We start from the raw sequence: 18,163 nt of genomic DNA, 5'->3' as shown, positions 1-18,163 counted from the left end.
TTCATTCAAAATTTCCGTAAAATGATCTTATTGATATAGATTACTAAAAACTAAAAAGCACGTATTAATACGTACTTTTTTTAAAGAAATTTTCTATCTAGTTTATTTGTTTCTTCATGTCCTAATGTATCATGAAGATAATGATACAAATCATCCACTGTTTTTTCTAACTCTATTTTTTCATCCCAGCTTCTTTTAAGCTGATCTCTTAATTTTATAATTTCATCTGTAAGATCTTTTATTTTACTGCTTCCTTTTTCAATTTTTTCATAAGCTATGGAAATAGTTTCTGTCAATAATGCTTTATTTAATATTTCTATTTCCTTCGGAAGAGTCTCTATCATAAATTGAAATTCATCAATCTTGTCATTTGCTTGAAGTATTTTATCTTTTGTTTGCTCTAATGAATCTAGCACACTGTCATTTTGATTATTATTTACTTCATTAGAAATCTGAAGAACTCTTTCCATTAAATCTTTTTTAAGTTTTTTATATATTTTAATTTGTTTAGTAGCTTCTCTATATTCTATGACTTTTTCTTTTAAAACTTTTGAAGTTTTCTCCATAGACCTTGTCATAGTACTTTCAAATAAGGATGTCCACTCCCCATCTTCAATCAAAATAGGGATTTTATTTTTTTTAATAATATTTTGATCTAATTCAATATTTTTTTCCATGTCCCATAACCTCCGTTTTGCTATCCATCATAAATATATCGTAAATTTAATAGAATCTCCATCATAGGACCTAGGACCTAATTTGATTCAATTGCTCTATATTTCAAAACAAAAAATCTCTACTAAGTTGTAGAGAAATAAATAATTTTTTCTTTTTTATTATATTCTATATTTCTATTGTTTTCAAGAAATTCTCTCTATTTAGTGCCTATTCTTTCTCCCATATTCACCTTTGTTTCTATGCCTTTTTCTGTATTTTTAATTAAATCTTGATCTATTTGAACGGCTTCTTTTTTTAAAAATAAAATAACTGTAGACCCTCCAAATTTAAAATATCCTTTTTCTTCTCCCTTTTGAATTTTCCTATTCGGTATATATGTTTGAATAATAGACCCTACACAAGTAGCCCCTACCTCTATCAAAATCATTTCTTTAAAATGATTTGAATGGAATAAAGTAACCTCTCTTTTATTTTGACAATAAATAGAAGCAACTTTTTTAAGAGCAATAGGATTCACTGAATAATAAAGACCATTTATCTTTTTTGTCTCCATGGGTATCCCGCTATCAGGAAAATGAAATCTATGATAATCAGCAGGACAAAGTCTAATGACTATGCAGTCTCCTCCTTGATACTCATTGGCTAACTCTTCATCTCCTATTAATTCTTTAAGAGTATAAGTAAAACCTTTTACTTGTATAATAGAATTTTTATCTATATTTTCATAAGCTAAAATCCTTCCATCTGCTGGAGATACCAAATATTTTTCATCTTTTTCAATAGGTCTTGCTTCTTTTTTTAATTTCCTTGCAAAAAAATCATTGAAGTTTTTATACTCTTCTATATTTTCTATTTCTGCTTCCTTCATATCAATTTTAAGATCCTTTATAAATTGATTGATCTTTCTTTTACTAAAAGATAAATCTTGCATTTTTCCATATATACTTGAAAACATCTTTCTTTTTACAATCATTTCAAGAATTGTACTTCCTATTTTGGTATCATAAATCCACTTTAAAAAAAAATCTCCTGCTACAATCTCCTTTTCTTTTGCAGAAGTTTTTCTATTTATATAATTAATTTCCAAATGAATCCTCCTTCTAAGAAATTACCCCTTGTGTTTTAAAAGAATTCTCTTCTCCTAAATTTTTAGATACACACGCATTAGGAACCTCATAGAGCATTCTTTCAATTACAAGGTTTGTCTCTTTCATCAAATCTATAGATTTCATCTCTACCGTTACTGCATTTTGCTTTACAATTTTTATTTTAGGACGAAGAGGAAAATCTGTATGAATTTCTTCTACTACTCCTATTTCTTTATTGCTAAGCTGCACCAAAGTTCCTACAGGATAAGGGATAATTTTTTTGACAAAAACTTTTACCATTTCAAAATCAAATTGTCTTCCTGCACTTCCCATAATCATCTCTATAGCTTCATTTGGAGAAACAGCTCTTTGGTATGGGGTATCTGAAATCATAGCATCATATGCATCCGCAATCGAAACAATTTTTGCAAGTTTATTAATTTTTTCGTCTTTATACCCATTAGGATATCCTGTTCCGTCTACTCTTTCATGATGTTGGAGCGCAATAATTTTCACATTTGTATTTAATTGATACTGATCTTTTAATTGATCATAGCCTTTCTTTGGATGCTGTTTTACCATATTCCACTCTTCGTTTGTAAGCATACCCCTCTTTAGGAGAATTTCTTTAGAAATAGATGCTTTGCCTACATCATGAAGCATAGCACCTATACACAAATCATACAATTCATGTTGATTTAGGCTCAATTCAATTCCTAAAATCAAAGATAAAACTGCTACATTTACAGAATGCTGATACGTATAGGTATCCATATTCTTTATGTCTACTAAACGAATCATTATGTCTTTGCTTAACGCAATTTCTTCTACAATATCCTTTGATACATCACTTAATACCTCTAGTTTCTTTTCTTGTTGTTTCTCGTATTGCATACTTTTTAGACTATTTCTTTGTTGATAAGATTGATTAAATCCCTCAAAGGTTTCTTTCATAGATTTTACTGCTTCATTTCTAAGGGTAGAGCTAATTACATCTTCTATTTCATTATCACTATATTCATCATGAATGTAAATACTATATATTCCATTTTCTTTTATTTTTTCTATTAAATTATCATTCAACCTGACCCCTTTTTGCAGTAGCACTCTATTATCTCTATCGTGTAGTGTTTGGGCCAAATACATTTCATCTTTTAGACAATTAACGGGTACAAGTCTCATCATCATTACTCCTTATCTTTAAAAATATCTAAATTCCTTTGAATTGTTTTTCTACCTCTCCAACTAAATGAATGATCCTTATATTTTTTTTGAAATCCTTTATTCGACAGGCTCTCTATTTCTTTTTCATCTATTTTATGAATAATATTTTTTTTAAATTCTTCTAAAGGTGTATTTTTAACATTTGCATTATGAGGACATATATCCTGACAGATATCACATCCAAATATAGTTTTTCCTTTTTTAAAAATGCTTTCTTCCTCATAAGTTAGCTCTTCTTTTTTCTGTGTTAAATAAGCAACACACCTTTTAGGATTCATTTCATAATTTGAAAGCAATGCCCCTCCTGGACAACTTTTTATACATTTTCCACATTCTATACAATTCTTATTTAAAGGATGGTCTACTTCAAAGGGATAATTATTAACTATATATCCAATAAATACATAAGACCCATAATCATCTGTAATAATATGCTGATTCATACCAAAGTATCCTACTCCAGAAATATATGCTAAATATCGATCTACTAAAGGTCCATTGTCTACAAAAGCTTTATAAGTAAAATTTTTTATTTCTTTTTTTAAAACTTGCCCTATTTCTTCTAATTTTTCTTCAATCACTTTGTGATAATCTAATCCATAAGTATATTTAGATAAATTACCATCTTCTTTATCTCCTATAAAATAAGGAAATAGACATACAATGATAGATTGAGCATCCTCCATAATCTTTTTTGGATTGATTCTTTTTTGTAAATCCTTTTCTTCAAACCCTGTTAAATATCCTTTTTTCATTCTTCTTTTTAGAATATTTTCTAATTCTTTATAACGTCCTACTGGTGCAATACCTACATATTCAATATTAATTTTTCTGCAAAATTCTTTTAGTTTTTCTTTCATTCATGTCCCTTCTATTTACAATACTTTAACTTCTTTTTCTATATCAAATAAATAAATATAACTTTCTTTTACTTTCTTTTTAGTAATTTCCTGCAAAGCTTCTTTATACAATTCGATCTGTAAATTATATTGATCAATTATTTTTTTTTCATTTTCACTACCTATGTAGTCAGTTTTATAATCTATTAAAATCAATCCATCATCTTCTTCAAAATAACAATCAATAATTCCTTGTATCAATAATTTTTCATTACAATCTTCTCCATTTGTAATAACTTGTGAAGCCTTTTTTACAAAGTTAAATGGAATTTCCCTATATATTTGCTTTGCTTTTATCATACGTTTTCCAATAGAATTTTCAAAGAAATTTATAATTTTTTTAATGTCTATATCATCTGCTTCTTCTCTTATTAACAACTCTACCTCTATCATGTTTTCTATTTGTATTTTAATTTCTTCTTGTGTTCCTACCTTTGATAAATCAAGATGCTGCATAACAAAATGGATCATAGTTCCTCTTTGTGCTCCTGTTAACTTTTTTGTTTTTTCCATAAATTCGGGTCTTTGAATCAATGCAGGAATATGCATCTTGATTGTATCTAATTCCTTTAAAGATAGTTTTTTAATTTCTGTTACAGACATTTTAGATGGTATTTGAGTAGCAATTTCATAAGGATATCTAAAGTTTAATCTTGACTCTACAAACTCTTCATTTTCTATATTCTTAAGTTTAAAATCCTCTAAACATTGTCTGAATTCCAATTGATTTATCTTCTTTTTTGCTTCTTGCTGTTGAATATTTATTTTGCTTAATCTTTTAACAATCCACTTTGAAGGATCATCCCATAACTTATTATCATCCCATGAAACACTTGCCCATTCTCTTAATTTTTCACCAGCTTTATGTCTTATAAGAACAGCTCCTATCCAGTCCATATAATTTTTACTATGTGATAAAGAAAAAGAATGTATTGGATTTGTCCATTTTTTACAAGTTTTATCTATGTCTTTTATAGATCCTACTAAAATAAGTTTATCTTTTGCTCTTGTCATAGCTACATATAGTATTCTCATTTCTTCTGATAAACTTTCTATTTTAATTTGATGCTTCATGACAATCTTAGGAAAAGTATCTGTATATTGTCTAAGGTTTGGTTCTACATATCTAGGTCCTAACCCTAAATCCTTATGAAATAAAACTTGTGAATAACTATCTCTAAGGTTAAATTGTTTTCCCATTCCTGCTATAATGACAATAGGAAACTCTAATCCTTTACTTTTATGAATACTCATAATTCTTACTACATCATCATTTTCTCCTAATGTTTTTGCAGTTCCCATATCTCCACTGCTACTTTTAAGTTTATCAATAAATTTGATAAAATTAAAGAGTCCTTTTATGGAAGTTTTTTGAAACTGTCTTGCTCTATCTACTAATACTCTTAAATTTGCTTGTCTTTGTATACCTCCTGACATAGCTCCTACATAATGATAATATCCTGTTTCTTTTAAAAGCTTCCAAATAAGTTCATCCATAGGAATATACCTTGCATCTTCTTTCCAAAGACTCATTTTTTCTAAAAGCTTTCTACATTTATCTCCTAGATAATCTTTATATTGTGCATAGTTACATACTGCTTCAAAGTAACTTTTTTCTATACTTTCTGTACGAATTTTTATAAGCTCTTCAGTAGAAAATCCTCCTATTGGGGAACGCATCATACTCAATAATGGAACATCTTGTCTTTTATTATCTATCACTTTTAAAAGATTCATAAAAATATTTACTTCTATTGCTTCAAAATATCCTGTATTTACATCTGCATAAGAAGGAATTCCTTCCTCTGTAAAAACTTCTAAAAAATTTTGAGCCCAATTTTTCGTACCACGAAGAAGAATGACCATATCTTTATAATTTATTTCTCTAAAATCTTGTAACTTTGAATCATATATTTCTTTTTTTAATAATTCCTTTATTTTTTTTGCAATGGTACGTGCTTCTACTTCCATATCTTCTAACTCTTCTAATTCTTCATCTGTACGATCTTCCTTTTTTTCTATACAACAAAATTCTATTTCCATGTCGTCTAAAGATTGATTTTCTCCTCCATAATAAAGATACGAATCTTCATCATAATCTATTTCTCCTAATTCCTTTGTCATAATATTTTTAAAAATAAAATTTACTCCATGAATAACTTCTTCTTTGCTTCTAAAGTTTTTACTCAAATCAATTCTTCTATTTTGAGCATCTTTATCTTTTTGAAACGTTTCATATTTTTCAATAAATAAAGATGGATCTGCTAAGCGAAATCGATAAATACTTTGTTTTACGTCCCCTACCATAAATAAATTGTTCTCTCTTTTTATAAGACTTAAAAGAGTTTCTTGAACAATATTGCTATCTTGATATTCATCTACAAAAATATATTCATATTTTTTTCTATATTCTTTTGATGCTTCCTTATTTTCTAAAATAGCTAATGCATAATGTTCTAAATCATTAAAATCTACAATTCCTTTTTCTTTTTTCTTTTCATTATAGATTTCTTCAAAATCTACCACAAGCTCGTATAGATATTCCATATAAGGATACAATTCATTCAAATCTTTTATAAAATCTTGTGGTTCTTTCATAAGTATTTCGTTTTTTATGCTTTTTAAGATATCCTTTCCTTGATCTCTTAAGCTTTTTACAGATTCCTTTACATCTTCATTTGTATCTTTATCTATTTTCCCTAGTCTTTTATGTTCTACATTAGAAACAATAGTATAAAACTTATGGATATCTTCGTATAAACCATTCATCATATCTTCTACTATAAAAATATCTTGATCAATAGCATCTTCATAACCTTTTGGTCCATAAGGAATATTACAAAGTTTTTTTCCTTCTAAGAATAGATTTTTTGCCGCAAGTAAAGACATTTCAATTTGGTATTTAAGCATTTTATACCAATTGGAATCTTCAAAATCATCTATATTTAATTTAAAATCTTCAACCTTTTCTTCAAGCCATTTACTTGGATAAGGTTGGCTTTGAATAAATTCATATAAATGAAGAACCAAATCCCCAAGAGGTGTATCCTCCTTATTTCCTCCAAACCGCTCTACCAGTCCTAAAAAATTTTTTTCTTCTTTTTCATATTGACTTTCAAATAATTCTTCTAAAGCTTCTATCTTCATAATAGTTGTTTCTGTACTATCTCCAATTCTAAAATGAGGATCTATATCTATAAGATGAAAATATTTTCTTACTACGTCTATACAAAATGCATGAAGTGTACTTATAGATGCTTTATTGATCAAGTGAAGCTGTTTTCTTAAATGTTCTTCATTCAAATCTCTTTTTTCTAATTCTTTCATAATCGCTTGTGCAATTCTCTCTCTCATTTCTCCTGCAGCTGCATTTGTAAAAGTTACAATCAACAATCTATCTATATCTAATTTATCTTTTATAAGCATCTGTATAATTCTTTGCACTAATACGGCTGTTTTACCTGATCCTGCTGCCGCTGCAATTAACAAATTACTTTTTCTTGCATCAATAGCATCCCTTTGATCATCCGTCCAATTTACCATTTTCATCCCTCACATTTTTTATCTTTGTAATTACTTCATCGTCTGATAGCTTTTTCATATTTTTATAATCATTTCCCTCTACTTTTGTATCAAATTGACAAATACTCAAATACTGACAATAATCACAAGCAGTTTGCTTTCCATTTTTACAAGGAGTAATCTCTATATTGCCTTTCATAATTTCATAAGTAATCTCTGTTATTAATTTTTTTACATGTGCAATCAATTCTTTAAATGTTTTTTCATCTACGGCAGAAGAATTAGAATAAAATTCTCCTTTTTTGTTAATTCCTACAGGAATCATTTGAGAGTATCCCTCAAATTCACAATCCATTTTTCTTACAATATTTACATCCTTTAATACTAATCCCTTCATTTTTAATTTCTTTTTTATTTCTTCTTCTATTATTTGTTTTACTTTTTCTTCTGTTTTTACCATAGGATCATCTATTTTAAAATAAAAAATTCCACCAGGCTTTCTATGATCCCCTCCATTTAAAACTGCATCTAAATAAATCATAAGCTGTAATTGAAATCCATAATATACATCTGAAAGGTTAAAGTCCTTATCTCCTGATTTATAATCTATAATTTTAATGTATTCATCCTCTTCTTCTAATACATCTACTCGATCGATTCGTCCTTCTACATATATTTTTTCTTCATCTGATAATTCTATTGTAATAGGAGGATATTTTTTATCTATTCCAAATTCTACTTCATATTCTTTAGGCTCAAACTCGCTTTGTTGAATATGTTCTGTTAATGTCCAAACAGCTCTTTTAGAAATTCGTTTTAATCTTTTCACAAGGTATTTATATCGATTTGTACTAAGCATAACCCCATTTTCATAATTAGGAATCATCTCATCTATTACTTTTTCCATAAATTCTTCACATTGATCTTTTTTTAATTGTCTCCAAGTTATATTTTGTGATTCAAGTTCCTCAGTAAAAGCTTCCATAGATCTATGAAAAATCTGTCCTATATCTGGTGCTTTTACTTCAAATACTTTTCGATCCTTAGGCTTTAACCCATATTTAATAAAATGAGCAAATGGACAATTTACAAATTGTTCAAGTCTTGAAACACTAGATTTTATAGGCATAGAATATAATTTTTTCACAGCATCTTTTTGTATATAATTTGTATTGTTATGATGAAAAAGTCCTTCTACAACCATTTTCATTCTCTCTTCCCATTCTTTTTGTCTGTAATACCATCCATATACATCCCACCATATAGGATTGATTTCTTTACCATCTAGATTCATTCTTATGTTTTCAACCAGATGTGCAAAAGTACTTTTAGGTGTTGTAATCATTCTTTTTTGTTGATCTATCCCATCCATCAAATCACTATAGACTGTAAGATTTGGAAATATTTTTTTTAGCTTGTCTATCAGTATAGATGGACGCATTGCTTTTCCTTCTTCATCAGCCATTGAAAAACTAATCCATAAATACTCACTAGGTTTTGAAAAAGTAGAATAAATAGTAAATTTTTCTTGATATGCTTTTTTTTCTCCATCATGTCCTAATACAATATTTTGTTCTTTCATATAAATTCTTTCTTCTTCAGATAGTATTCCATCATCTTCTTTTCCTGATGGTAATATTCCATCATTGACTCCTAGTATGAATAAAGCTTTTATATCATGACTTTTGGATCTACTCATATTTCCTACTAATACTTGATCAATAGATGTAGGAATAATTCCTATTTCCATAGATGAAAAGCCTGAATCAAGCATGCGTATATATTCCTTTAAAGTAACCCGTTGGTCACCCATAATCTCTACAAGCTGATCGAATACTTCCATAATCACATTCCATATTTGTGTATTTTCATTGACATACTCATACTTACCCTGATCTCTTAAATGATCAATCCACTTTTCTATTTTTTCCTGAAGCTTACTTTCTTCTAAATAATTGTATAACCCTTTTGTCATGTCCGAAATATTTTTTTTACCTTTTATTTTTTTCTCTAAATTTTCTATAGGTTTTATAAAAATTTGTCTACATTCATTTAGCTCTTCTAAGTTGTGTATTTCTTTTCCATATTCAAAGGCTGTTTTCCATTTATCTCCTTTTATTCCATACTGAAGCGCATAGTTTTCAAGTTTTTCATACCCATCTATGTCTACATCTGTAAATCCTGTTTTTAAAAGCCGAAATACATCTTCATATCTATACCCTTTCCATACGATAGATAAAGATGATAAAACAAATTCAACAATAGGATTATGAGCAATCCCTCTTTTTTGGTCTAAAAAATATGGAATATCATACTCTTCCAGTACATTTTTAATAAAAGGAGCATAATTTTTAAGATCATTAGACACAACTGCAAAATCTTTCCATCTATATCCTCTTTCTCTTACCAAATGAGTCATTTGAGCTACTGCATTTTCTGTTTCTCTGCGAATATTTACCCCCGCAAAAACTTCTATATTATTTATTTCTTTTGAAAAAGTATGGTACGGATATGCATAAATATTTTTTTGTATATGATTAATTTCATCTTTCTTAATAGAAATGTTATTTTCTTTATTTAAATCTATATTTTCTTTAGACAAACCATTTTTAAAAGCCATATCTGATATTTTTTCATAAGTCATTTCTGATATTTTAAACAAATCTCCATCATCTCTACTCGAAGATGGATCCATAGAAAAAGTCATAGTCAAATTCTTAGACATTTTCATTAATTTTTCTATAATCCTATAAGTCTGTAGAGTAAAGGTATCAAATTCATCAATCCAAATATAAGCATCTTTTAAGAATTTCGCTTCATCCATTTTTTCAATTAATAGATTAAAATAATCTTCTGTATCTATATAACGACCTTCTAAATAGAGTTCAAACAACTCGTAAATATAAGTAATGTCTTTTATTTTAGAGTATAATATTTCGTTTTCATCTATATTATTGATTCCTGTTAATAAATCTATAGGTAAAATATCTTGTTGTTTGAGTTCACATAACAAATCATGAAACATAGGAATGAATCCTTCTTGTGTGGATGCATTTTTATAAATAGTAAGATTTTTTTGCCCTTCATCTATAATTTTTCTAAGAATCATATTTTTTCCTTGTTCATTAATGTGAACTCTAGTAATTCCTCCTACCTCATTTAATACCTTATGTGCAAGCCTTGTGAAACTTAGGACTTCAACATGCATAATACCAGGAAGATTTAATTTCTCAATCAAATTTCTTTCTGCTTGTAGTGTAAATTGCTCTGGTACAATTAAAATTAATGTTTTATTTGTATTTTCTATATAATGTTTTATATTTTTAAGCACAAAATGAGTTTTTCCTACTCCACTTCTCCCCAAAACACAACAAATTCCCATACTTTCACTCCTTTACTATGTCTTATTATTATAACATAATTGATTTTTATGTAGATGGCTATAAGTGTTGTTCATGGATAAAAAATTATCACTTTACTACTAAAAGTATTCATATTTTCATTCTATTTTTTATTTTTTATTAAACGACACTTTTTATAAAATTTAAGTAAAAAAATGATATAATAAAAAGAAAAATTGGGTATAAAGTCCTATAATATTTAAATTTATATAAAGGAAGGGGATATGAAGTATGTTAAAATTTACATCTCAAAACAGAATATGTTTTATTGGAAAATCCAAGGAATTATTATTGTTCTTAAATTATTTATTAACTACTTATCCCCAAATAAAAGATATTAAAAAAGTTAAATATTATAATTAATACATATTTATTTTACAAAAAATTCACATGTTTCTATCATAGCACCAACAAAATCTTTTCATTTTGTTCAATATTCCACTTGTCAGAAATCAAATTGTTTTTTAAACCTTCTAAGTATTCCATTTATTAAGAAAACGCTTGTTATCTATATAAAACTATGTTATCTTGAAGAAGTTAAGTTAATATTTTACTGATCTGAAAGGGGATAAAGTCATGTTAACAAGGTTACTACTCTACTTATTTATTTTAGGAATTGGAGCTTTGATAGGCTTTAAAGGTCATTTGTCTGAAAATTTAGCTAGCAAATTAAATTTCATTCAAAACTCATGCCTTTTATTCTTACTTTTTATTATGGGAATTCGAATTGGTGTAGATGAAAAGGTTTTATCATCTTTTTTTAAACTTGGTTATCAAGCTCTTATTATGTCTATTTTTGCAGTTTTATTTAGTGTACTAGGTGTAAAACTGGTAAAGGGCTATATTCTAAAAGGTATCTCCTCTCAAAAAAATCATCAAACAAAAGACATGAATAAGGAGGTAACTTCTCATGAGCTTTAATATTATCGCTTCTGTAGTATTTGGTATAGGCTTTGGACATTTCGTTTTATCTTCAGAAATATTACAACATACAGATTTAATAATTGATATAGGCTTATGTCTTTTATTGTTTTTTGTAGGTTTAGATATGGGTAGAAACAAAGATGCTTTTTCACAAATCAAGAAAATGGGACTTAAAATTCTTTTCATTCCATTTATGATCGCTGTAGGAAGTATTATAGGAAGTATTATAGGTGGATTTTTACTTCATCTTCCAATCAATGAATCTAGTGCAGTAGGTGCAGGCTTTGGATGGTATACTTTATCTGCTATGATGCTTACTCAATATTCACCGGAACTTAGTGCATTAGCTTTTATCTCTAATGTAGTTCGAGAAATTATTGCACTCATTTCTATTCCATTTATAGCAAAATATGTTGGAGATTTTGAAGCCATAGCCCCTGCAGGAGCTACAGCTATGGATACAACACTCCCTATTATTTCTAATGCTACCAATTCTCAAACAGCTATTGTATCCTTTATTACTGGAGTAATATTATCTAGCTCTGTTCCTATTTTAGTACCTATACTTATTAATCTATAATATAAAAAATTTCTTAAATTAAGAGATTTTTCATATTATATCACCTCTTTTTTTAAAAAAACATTGACAATATTTTAAATTACACATATAATACATATTAATCAATTACACATAATAATGCAATGATGAAGAAAAAAATACTATTCTTTCGACTACAGAGAGCTAACAGCTGCTGAAAGTTAGCGTCAAAGGTGTATACAATACTCACTTCTAAGCAGCCATCTCGAAACTATTTAGTAGATTTGGCCGGTTGCCACCGATATATGGCTAGGATTTGAGGTCTTCTTAGATCTGATAGAGGCATTTTTATGCAAAATAGGGTGGTACCACGAAAATATACCTTCGTCCCTATGAATATATTATTCATAGAGATGAAGGTTTTTTTATGTATATGAAATTATGTAATTTATAAAATTGTAGCTACGTCATAATTTCTATCATATATTTAAATATCAATTGAATTTTTAGATTTTTCATGAAATTTTATATTTTATTATGGAGGGATGTAAATGAATCAAAAAAACAAAGATGCTTTTGTATTAGGCCTTGCTTTATTCGCTATGTTCTTTGGAGCAGGAAACTTAATTTTTCCACCTTTTTTAGGACTTATTGCAGGTAAAAGTTGGATTATGTGTGCTATTGGATTTTTCTTAACCGCTATTGGTATGCCTCTTTTAGGAATTATAGCCTCTGCAAAAGCTGGAGGTACAATTAACGATGTTGGTAATAAGGTTCATCCAGTTTTTAGTAAGATATTTGCAACAATTATTATTTTAGCTATAGGACCTCTTTTAGCTATCCCAAGAACTGGAGCAACTACTTTTGAAATGGGAGTACTTCCTAATTTTCCAGGTATTAGCCCTGTAATTTCATCTATTATATTTTTCGGTATTACTTTGTATTTTGTTATTAAACCATCTGAAATTGTAGATAAAATTGGTAAAATCCTTACACCACTTCTTTTAGTTGTAATTTTTATTATCATCATTAAAGGATTTATATCTCCAGTGGGAATTGCCTCTACTGCAATGGAAGGAAATGCCTTTACAAAAGGTTTTACAGAAGGGTATCAAACAATGGATGCCTTGGCTTCCGTAGTATTTGCAGGAGTAATGCTTACTGCTCTTGTTGGAAAAGGATATAAAGATGTAAAAGAGCAAGTAACAATTACTATACGAGCTGGTGTCATTGCAGCAATTAGTTTAGTAATTGTTTATGGAGGACTTATGTATCTTGGTTCTCATGCCAATTCTGTTTACCCACCTACTATAGATAAATCTGTTTTACTAATGAGTATTACAAATACCCTTTTAGGTGATTTTGGTAAAGTAGCTTTAGGAATTGTTGTATCTTTAGCATGTCTTACTACATCTATTGGGCTGACTGCAACTGTTGGAACTTTCTTTAATAAATTAAGCAACAACAAAATAAGTTATCAAGTAATTGTTATTGCAACAGTTGTATTTAGTGGTATGTTTGCTATTGGTGGAGTTGAAAAAATCCTAGCTATTGCAGTTCCTTTATTGGTAACAGTATATCCTATTACTGCTGTACTCATTATTATGAATGCTTTAGATGAATTTATGCCAAAAGGAGCTTATATCGGAGCTGTATTTGGAGCATTACTTGTAAGCTTTTATGATGGACTTAGTGCTATGGGTATACAAATTACTTTCTTTAGAAAGATAATTAGTCATATACCTCTTGCGGATGCTGGCTTTGCATGGGTGATCCCATCTATTATATTTGGAATCATTAGTGCATTTATTTTTAGAAATGATCCTAAATCTCATTCATAAGTATAAAGACAAATCCCCTTTTCAGGGGATTTTTTGTTTTAAATATATATTTTGTGATATACTATACAATGATCTTTTAAACTGGAGGCAGTTATCTTGTACAATTCATTTTTTCAAATGTTACATAAAAATCATAATATAGAATTAAATCCACAACAAAAAAAAGCTGTTCTTCATAAAGACGGTCCTGCTTTGATTTTAGCAGTTCCTGGAAGTGGAAAAACTACTACTCTTATTTGTCGAACAGCTCATTTAATTTTTCATCATAAAATTAATCCTTCCAATATCCTTTCTGTCACCTTTAGTAAAGCTTCTGCTACAGATATGAAAAAAAGATTTTATGATGTTTTTGGAGAACATATTCATTCAAAAGTATATTTTTCTACTATTCATCAATTGGCTTTAAAAATAGTCAATCAATATGCTCGAAAAAATAATATTTCCTATACCATTATAGAAGGAAGTAATAGTCCAATTCAAAAGACTATTCTTTTGAAAAATATTTATGAACAATTCAATCGTGAAAAACTTACAGAAGAAAAACTTGAAGCTCTTTTAAGTCATATTAGTTTTGTCAAAAACAATTTAATTCAGGAAAATGATTTTTCTTCTTATGATTTTGAAGTCAATAACTTTTTAGATATGTATACTTCTTATGAAAAATATAAAAAAAAGCATGGTTTTATTGATTTTGATGATATGTTATCTCTAGCTTTTTCTATTTTGAAAAAAGATAAAATACTTCTTCATCAATATAGAAATCATTATCCTTATATTCAAGTAGACGAAGCTCAAGATACTTCTAAAATTCAGCATAATATTATTTATCTTTTATCTACTCCTCATCATAATTTATTTATGGTAGGAGATGATGATCAATCTATTTATGGATTTCGCGGAGCACATCCTAAAGCTTTACTTTCGTTTGATCAAATTTATAAGGGTGGAAAATTATTTTTTCTAGAAAAAAATTATCGTTCTTCCGAAGAAGTAGTTTGTGTTAGTAACGATTTTATTAAAAAAAATACACAACGATATATAAAAAATATGTATACTCAAAATCAATCTTTTGAACCTGTACAAATCATAAAAATACAAAATTTTTTTGATCAAATCAAATACATTGATCAAGAATTAAAAACGGCTTATAAAGGAACTACTGCTATTCTTTATAGAAGTCATGTATCTTCTATCGCTTTAGTAGATTTTCTTTTGAAAAATGATATTTCTTTTTCTATCAATGGATTTCAAACGTCTTTTTTTCATCATTGGTTGATTAAAGATTTATTAGCTTTTTTAAAAGTATCACTTAATCCTTATGATTTAGAGGCTTTTGAAAAAATTTATTATAAAATGAATGGATATATTTCAAAAAAATCAATTCTTTCTATTAAAGAATATCAACGACCTATTTCTGTCTTTGATAACCTTTTAAATGAACCAGATTTAAAAATTTTTCAAATCAAAAATTTAAAAAGACTTCAAAAGGATTTTTATCATCTATCCTCTATGAATCCTTATGATGCTCTTGTATTTATTGAAGAAAATCTAGATTATAAAAAATATTTTAAAAACTATTGTCAACGAATCAGATCATCTTATGAAAATACATTATTGATCCTTGAACAATTAAAGCTCATTAGTAAAAATGCTTCTTCACTTATTGAATTTATAGAAAGGTTAAATGCTTTAGAATCTTTTTTTATACAAAATTCTAAAAAAAATGAAAAAGTATCTATTTATCTTTCTACTGTTCATGGTGCTAAGGGATTAGAATTTGATCGTGTTTATATGATAGATCTAACAGATGGACAATTTCCACCTAATATTCCTTCTGATCTTTCTGAAGAAGAAAAAATAAATCTTATCGAAGAAGAAAGAAGACTTTTTTATGTAGGTATGACAAGAGCAAAAAAAAATCTTTCATTGATGATTCCTATATTTTTAGATGGAGCTTATCAAAAGAGTTCTCCTTTTATAGAGGAGTTAGAAAATCATCTTAAAACAGAGGTTTCTTCTCATAAGGATTTCTACATATCTTATCCTATAAAATCAGAAAAAACAATAGCTCATTCTTTTTCTATTCATATGAAAATTCATCACAAATTTTTTGGCAATGGAAAAATTCTATCTATAGAAAAAGATTTTATGGAAGTAGATTTTAAAAAATTTGGTATCAGATCTCTTTCTATTTCTGTATGTATAGAACAAGGTATGATAAAATAAAATTTATCATACCTTTATTTCTTCTACCTTCACTTCGTAAGATTTTCCATTTATTTTTACTATATATTTATTTATTTTAATAATTTCTTGGGAAATAGTTACTTCTTTTATTTGTTCTATTTTTTCATTTGTTTCTTTTAAAAGATTTTGAGCTTGTTTGATATCTACTTTTTTAAATCTTATTTGATCCTTCGGCTTTGCTTGAGCTATTTTATAAAGATCTACAGAAATAACATTTGCAATTTTAGTATATCCTCCTGTAGTTTGTCGATCTGCCATCATCACAATGGGCTTTCCATGACCTGGAATTTGAATAGCTCCAAAATTAATTCCATCAGAAATAATGTCTCCTCCATCTATATGCTTTATTTCTTCTCCATCTAATCGAAATCCCATTCGATCACACTCATTTGTTACTGTATAAGAATTAGCTAAAAAAGTATGTATTCCTTCTTTTGTAAAAGCATCTTCTTGAGGACCTAATATGACTCTTACTTCTATTTCTTTTTCATATTGAGGAATATATTTAACAGGAAGGATTCTACTAGAAAAATTCTTTATTTTTTCTCCTATCGGTACTATATCTCCTGCCTTTAATGCTCTACCCTCTAGTCCTCCTATTTTTGCTTTCATGTAAGTAGATCTACTTCCCATCACTATGGGAGTCTTAATTCCTCCGCAAAATGAGATATAACTTCTGCAACCACTTTTGATAGCTCCAAAAGACAATGTATCCCCTGTTTTTACATGAATACTTCTCCACATAGAAATACTTTTTCCGTTAATCATAGGAGATAAATCTCCTCCTGTAATAGATATCATTCCTTCTTCTTCAAATTCTATGGTAGGACCCATCATAGTAACTTCTAGCACTGCTTCTTTTTCTTCATTTCCTACTAATATATTAGATACTCTATAAGAAAAATCATCCATTACTCCTGATACTGGAACACCAAATTGTTGATATCCATATCTTCCTTCATCTTGAATCGTTGTTAAAAGCCCTGGATGAACAATTTTTATTTGACCCATAATCATTCATTCCTTTCTTTAGGATATGTCTTATATTCATAAATATTATTTTGAATTTTCTCTTGAACTTTTTTATAATCTTTTTCATCAATAGGAACAAATTTAATATAATTGCCTGTTTCTAATAAAATAGGATCTTTTCTATAAGCATCATATAATTTGAGAGGTGTTCTTCCAATTAATTGCCACCCTCCAGGACTATCTATAGGATAGATACCCGTTTGACTTCCTGCAATTCCAACAGATCCTCCTGTAATTTTAGTCCTTGGCACCTTAAGCCTTGGTGTTGCAATTTTTTCATTCATTCCTCCCAAATAAGGAAATCCAGGTGTAAAACCTAACATATAAATCAAATATTCTTTTGATGAATGAATATTTATCACTTCTTCTATACTCAAATGATTATGATCTGCTACATTTTGTATATCTGGACCATATTCACCTCCATAAAGAGTGGGGATTTCAATGACTTTTGGAAGGGGAATATCTATTTCATTTAATTGTTTTTCTATTTTTTTAAGATTATCTAACAAAGTTTCATATTCAATCTTACAAGGATCATACTGAATCATCAAAGATCTATAAGTAGGAATAAACTCTATAATTCCATCTATATTTCTTTCTTTAGTAGCAATCATCATAGATCTTACCTTTTGGTTTATTTTTTCTGAAATTTCATCACCAAATTCTACTACTACTGCTTTTTCTCCTGCTATTAAAAATTTTGTTTGTTCATACATATATAAACCTCCCTTTTGTACGAATTAGGTATAGCATCTAGGAAAACCTA

Annotated in this window: 12 protein-coding genes and 1 other annotated feature; of the genes, 4 read left to right on the top strand and 8 right to left on the bottom strand. The window is 28.1% G+C overall.

Annotated elements, in window-relative coordinates; all coding sequences use genetic code 11:
• Nucleotides 1-80: 80 nt before the first annotated feature.
• From EK368_RS07820 to addB, 6 genes are all read right to left on the bottom strand, one after another.
• Nucleotides 81-677, bottom strand: coding sequence for a hypothetical protein (locus EK368_RS07820; RefSeq protein ID WP_129598198.1), 597 nt, complete (start codon nucleotides 675-677; stop codon nucleotides 81-83).
• A 197-nt stretch (nucleotides 678-874) separates the two neighbouring features.
• A complete protein-coding gene (locus tag EK368_RS07815; protein ID WP_129598196.1) occupies nucleotides 875-1,765 on the bottom strand; it encodes a phosphatidylserine decarboxylase in 891 nt (296 codons plus the stop codon).
• Between the two features lie 13 nt (nucleotides 1,766-1,778).
• Nucleotides 1,779-2,948, bottom strand: a complete 1,170-nt coding sequence (locus tag EK368_RS07810) for an HD-GYP domain-containing protein (protein ID WP_129598194.1) — start codon at nucleotides 2,946-2,948, stop codon at nucleotides 1,779-1,781.
• A gap of 5 nt (nucleotides 2,949-2,953) precedes the next feature.
• Nucleotides 2,954-3,850 carry a tRNA epoxyqueuosine(34) reductase QueG gene (queG, locus tag EK368_RS07805; protein ID WP_129598192.1) on the bottom strand — a complete coding sequence of 299 codons (897 nt, stop codon included), beginning with the start codon at nucleotides 3,848-3,850 and terminating at the stop codon, nucleotides 2,954-2,956.
• Nucleotides 3,851-3,865: 15 nt separating this feature from the next.
• Nucleotides 3,866-7,432: a helicase-exonuclease AddAB subunit AddA gene (addA, locus tag EK368_RS07800; protein WP_129598190.1), complete on the bottom strand. Its 3,567-nt coding sequence runs from the start codon at nucleotides 7,430-7,432 to the stop codon at nucleotides 3,866-3,868.
• Nucleotides 7,413-10,793: a helicase-exonuclease AddAB subunit AddB gene (addB, locus tag EK368_RS07795; protein ID WP_129598188.1), complete on the bottom strand. Its 3,381-nt coding sequence runs from the start codon at nucleotides 10,791-10,793 to the stop codon at nucleotides 7,413-7,415. The genes addA and addB overlap by 20 nt, the downstream gene beginning before the upstream one ends.
• Nucleotides 10,794-11,388: 595 nt before the next feature.
• Between addB and EK368_RS07790 the strand changes: the two genes are divergently transcribed.
• The 4 genes from EK368_RS07790 to EK368_RS07775 all read left to right on the top strand — a co-directional run bounded on the left by EK368_RS07790 (nucleotide 11,389) and on the right by EK368_RS07775 (nucleotide 16,341).
• Complete coding sequence (locus EK368_RS07790; protein ID WP_202976445.1) at nucleotides 11,389-11,733, top strand: LysO family transporter; 345 nt, start codon at nucleotides 11,389-11,391, stop codon at nucleotides 11,731-11,733.
• Nucleotides 11,723-12,316, top strand: a complete 594-nt coding sequence (locus EK368_RS07785; protein ID WP_129598185.1) for a LysO family transporter — start codon at nucleotides 11,723-11,725, stop codon at nucleotides 12,314-12,316. The genes EK368_RS07790 and EK368_RS07785 overlap by 11 nt, the downstream gene beginning before the upstream one ends.
• Nucleotides 12,317-12,429: 113 nt before the next feature.
• Nucleotides 12,430-12,669 (top strand) — a binding site (T-box leader).
• A 156-nt stretch (nucleotides 12,670-12,825) separates the two neighbouring features.
• Nucleotides 12,826-14,115: a branched-chain amino acid transport system II carrier protein gene (gene brnQ / locus EK368_RS07780; RefSeq protein ID WP_129598183.1), complete on the top strand. Its 1,290-nt coding sequence runs from the start codon at nucleotides 12,826-12,828 to the stop codon at nucleotides 14,113-14,115.
• Between the two features lie 96 nt (nucleotides 14,116-14,211).
• On the top strand, nucleotides 14,212-16,341 hold the full coding sequence (locus EK368_RS07775; RefSeq protein WP_129598181.1) for an ATP-dependent helicase: 2,130 nt from the start codon (nucleotides 14,212-14,214) through the stop codon (nucleotides 16,339-16,341).
• 6 nt (nucleotides 16,342-16,347) lie between these two features.
• Here EK368_RS07775 and EK368_RS07770 read toward each other — a convergent pair whose 3' ends face one another.
• Nucleotides 16,348-17,373: a 5-oxoprolinase subunit C family protein gene (locus tag EK368_RS07770; RefSeq protein ID WP_129598179.1), complete on the bottom strand. Its 1,026-nt coding sequence runs from the start codon at nucleotides 17,371-17,373 to the stop codon at nucleotides 16,348-16,350.
• A gap of 2 nt (nucleotides 17,374-17,375) precedes the next feature.
• Entirely contained in the window at nucleotides 17,376-18,113 is a 738-nt protein-coding gene (gene pxpB / locus EK368_RS07765; protein ID WP_129598177.1) for a 5-oxoprolinase subunit PxpB, read from the bottom strand.
• Between the last annotated feature and the right edge of the window lie 50 nt (nucleotides 18,114-18,163).

This window comes from Anaerophilus nitritigenes (genome assembly GCF_004138215.1).
GTDB lineage: Bacteria > Bacillota > Clostridia > Peptostreptococcales > Thermotaleaceae > Anaerophilus > Anaerophilus nitritogenes.
The sequence above is the reverse complement of the archived record's forward strand: the minus strand, read 5'-3'. Positions and strand labels throughout refer to the sequence as shown.

Coding starts and splice junctions, on each gene's coding strand:
- EK368_RS07820 (WP_129598198.1), bottom strand. CDS start 677: ATGGAAAAAAATATTGAATTAGATCAAAATATTATTAAAAAAAATAAA.
- EK368_RS07810 (WP_129598194.1), bottom strand. CDS start 2,948: ATGAGACTTGTACCCGTTAATTGTCTAAAAGATGAAATGTATTTGGCC.
- queG (WP_129598192.1), bottom strand. CDS start 3,850: ATGAAAGAAAAACTAAAAGAATTTTGCAGAAAAATTAATATTGAATAT.
- addA (WP_129598190.1), bottom strand. CDS start 7,432: ATGGTAAATTGGACGGATGATCAAAGGGATGCTATTGATGCAAGAAAA.
- addB (WP_129598188.1), bottom strand. CDS start 10,793: ATGGGAATTTGTTGTGTTTTGGGGAGAAGTGGAGTAGGAAAAACTCAT.
- EK368_RS07790 (WP_202976445.1), top strand. CDS start 11,389: ATGTTAACAAGGTTACTACTCTACTTATTTATTTTAGGAATTGGAGCT.
- EK368_RS07785 (WP_129598185.1), top strand. CDS start 11,723: ATGAGCTTTAATATTATCGCTTCTGTAGTATTTGGTATAGGCTTTGGA.
- brnQ (WP_129598183.1), top strand. CDS start 12,826: ATGAATCAAAAAAACAAAGATGCTTTTGTATTAGGCCTTGCTTTATTC.
- EK368_RS07770 (WP_129598179.1), bottom strand. CDS start 17,373: ATGGGTCAAATAAAAATTGTTCATCCAGGGCTTTTAACAACGATTCAA.
- pxpB (WP_129598177.1), bottom strand. CDS start 18,113: ATGTATGAACAAACAAAATTTTTAATAGCAGGAGAAAAAGCAGTAGTA.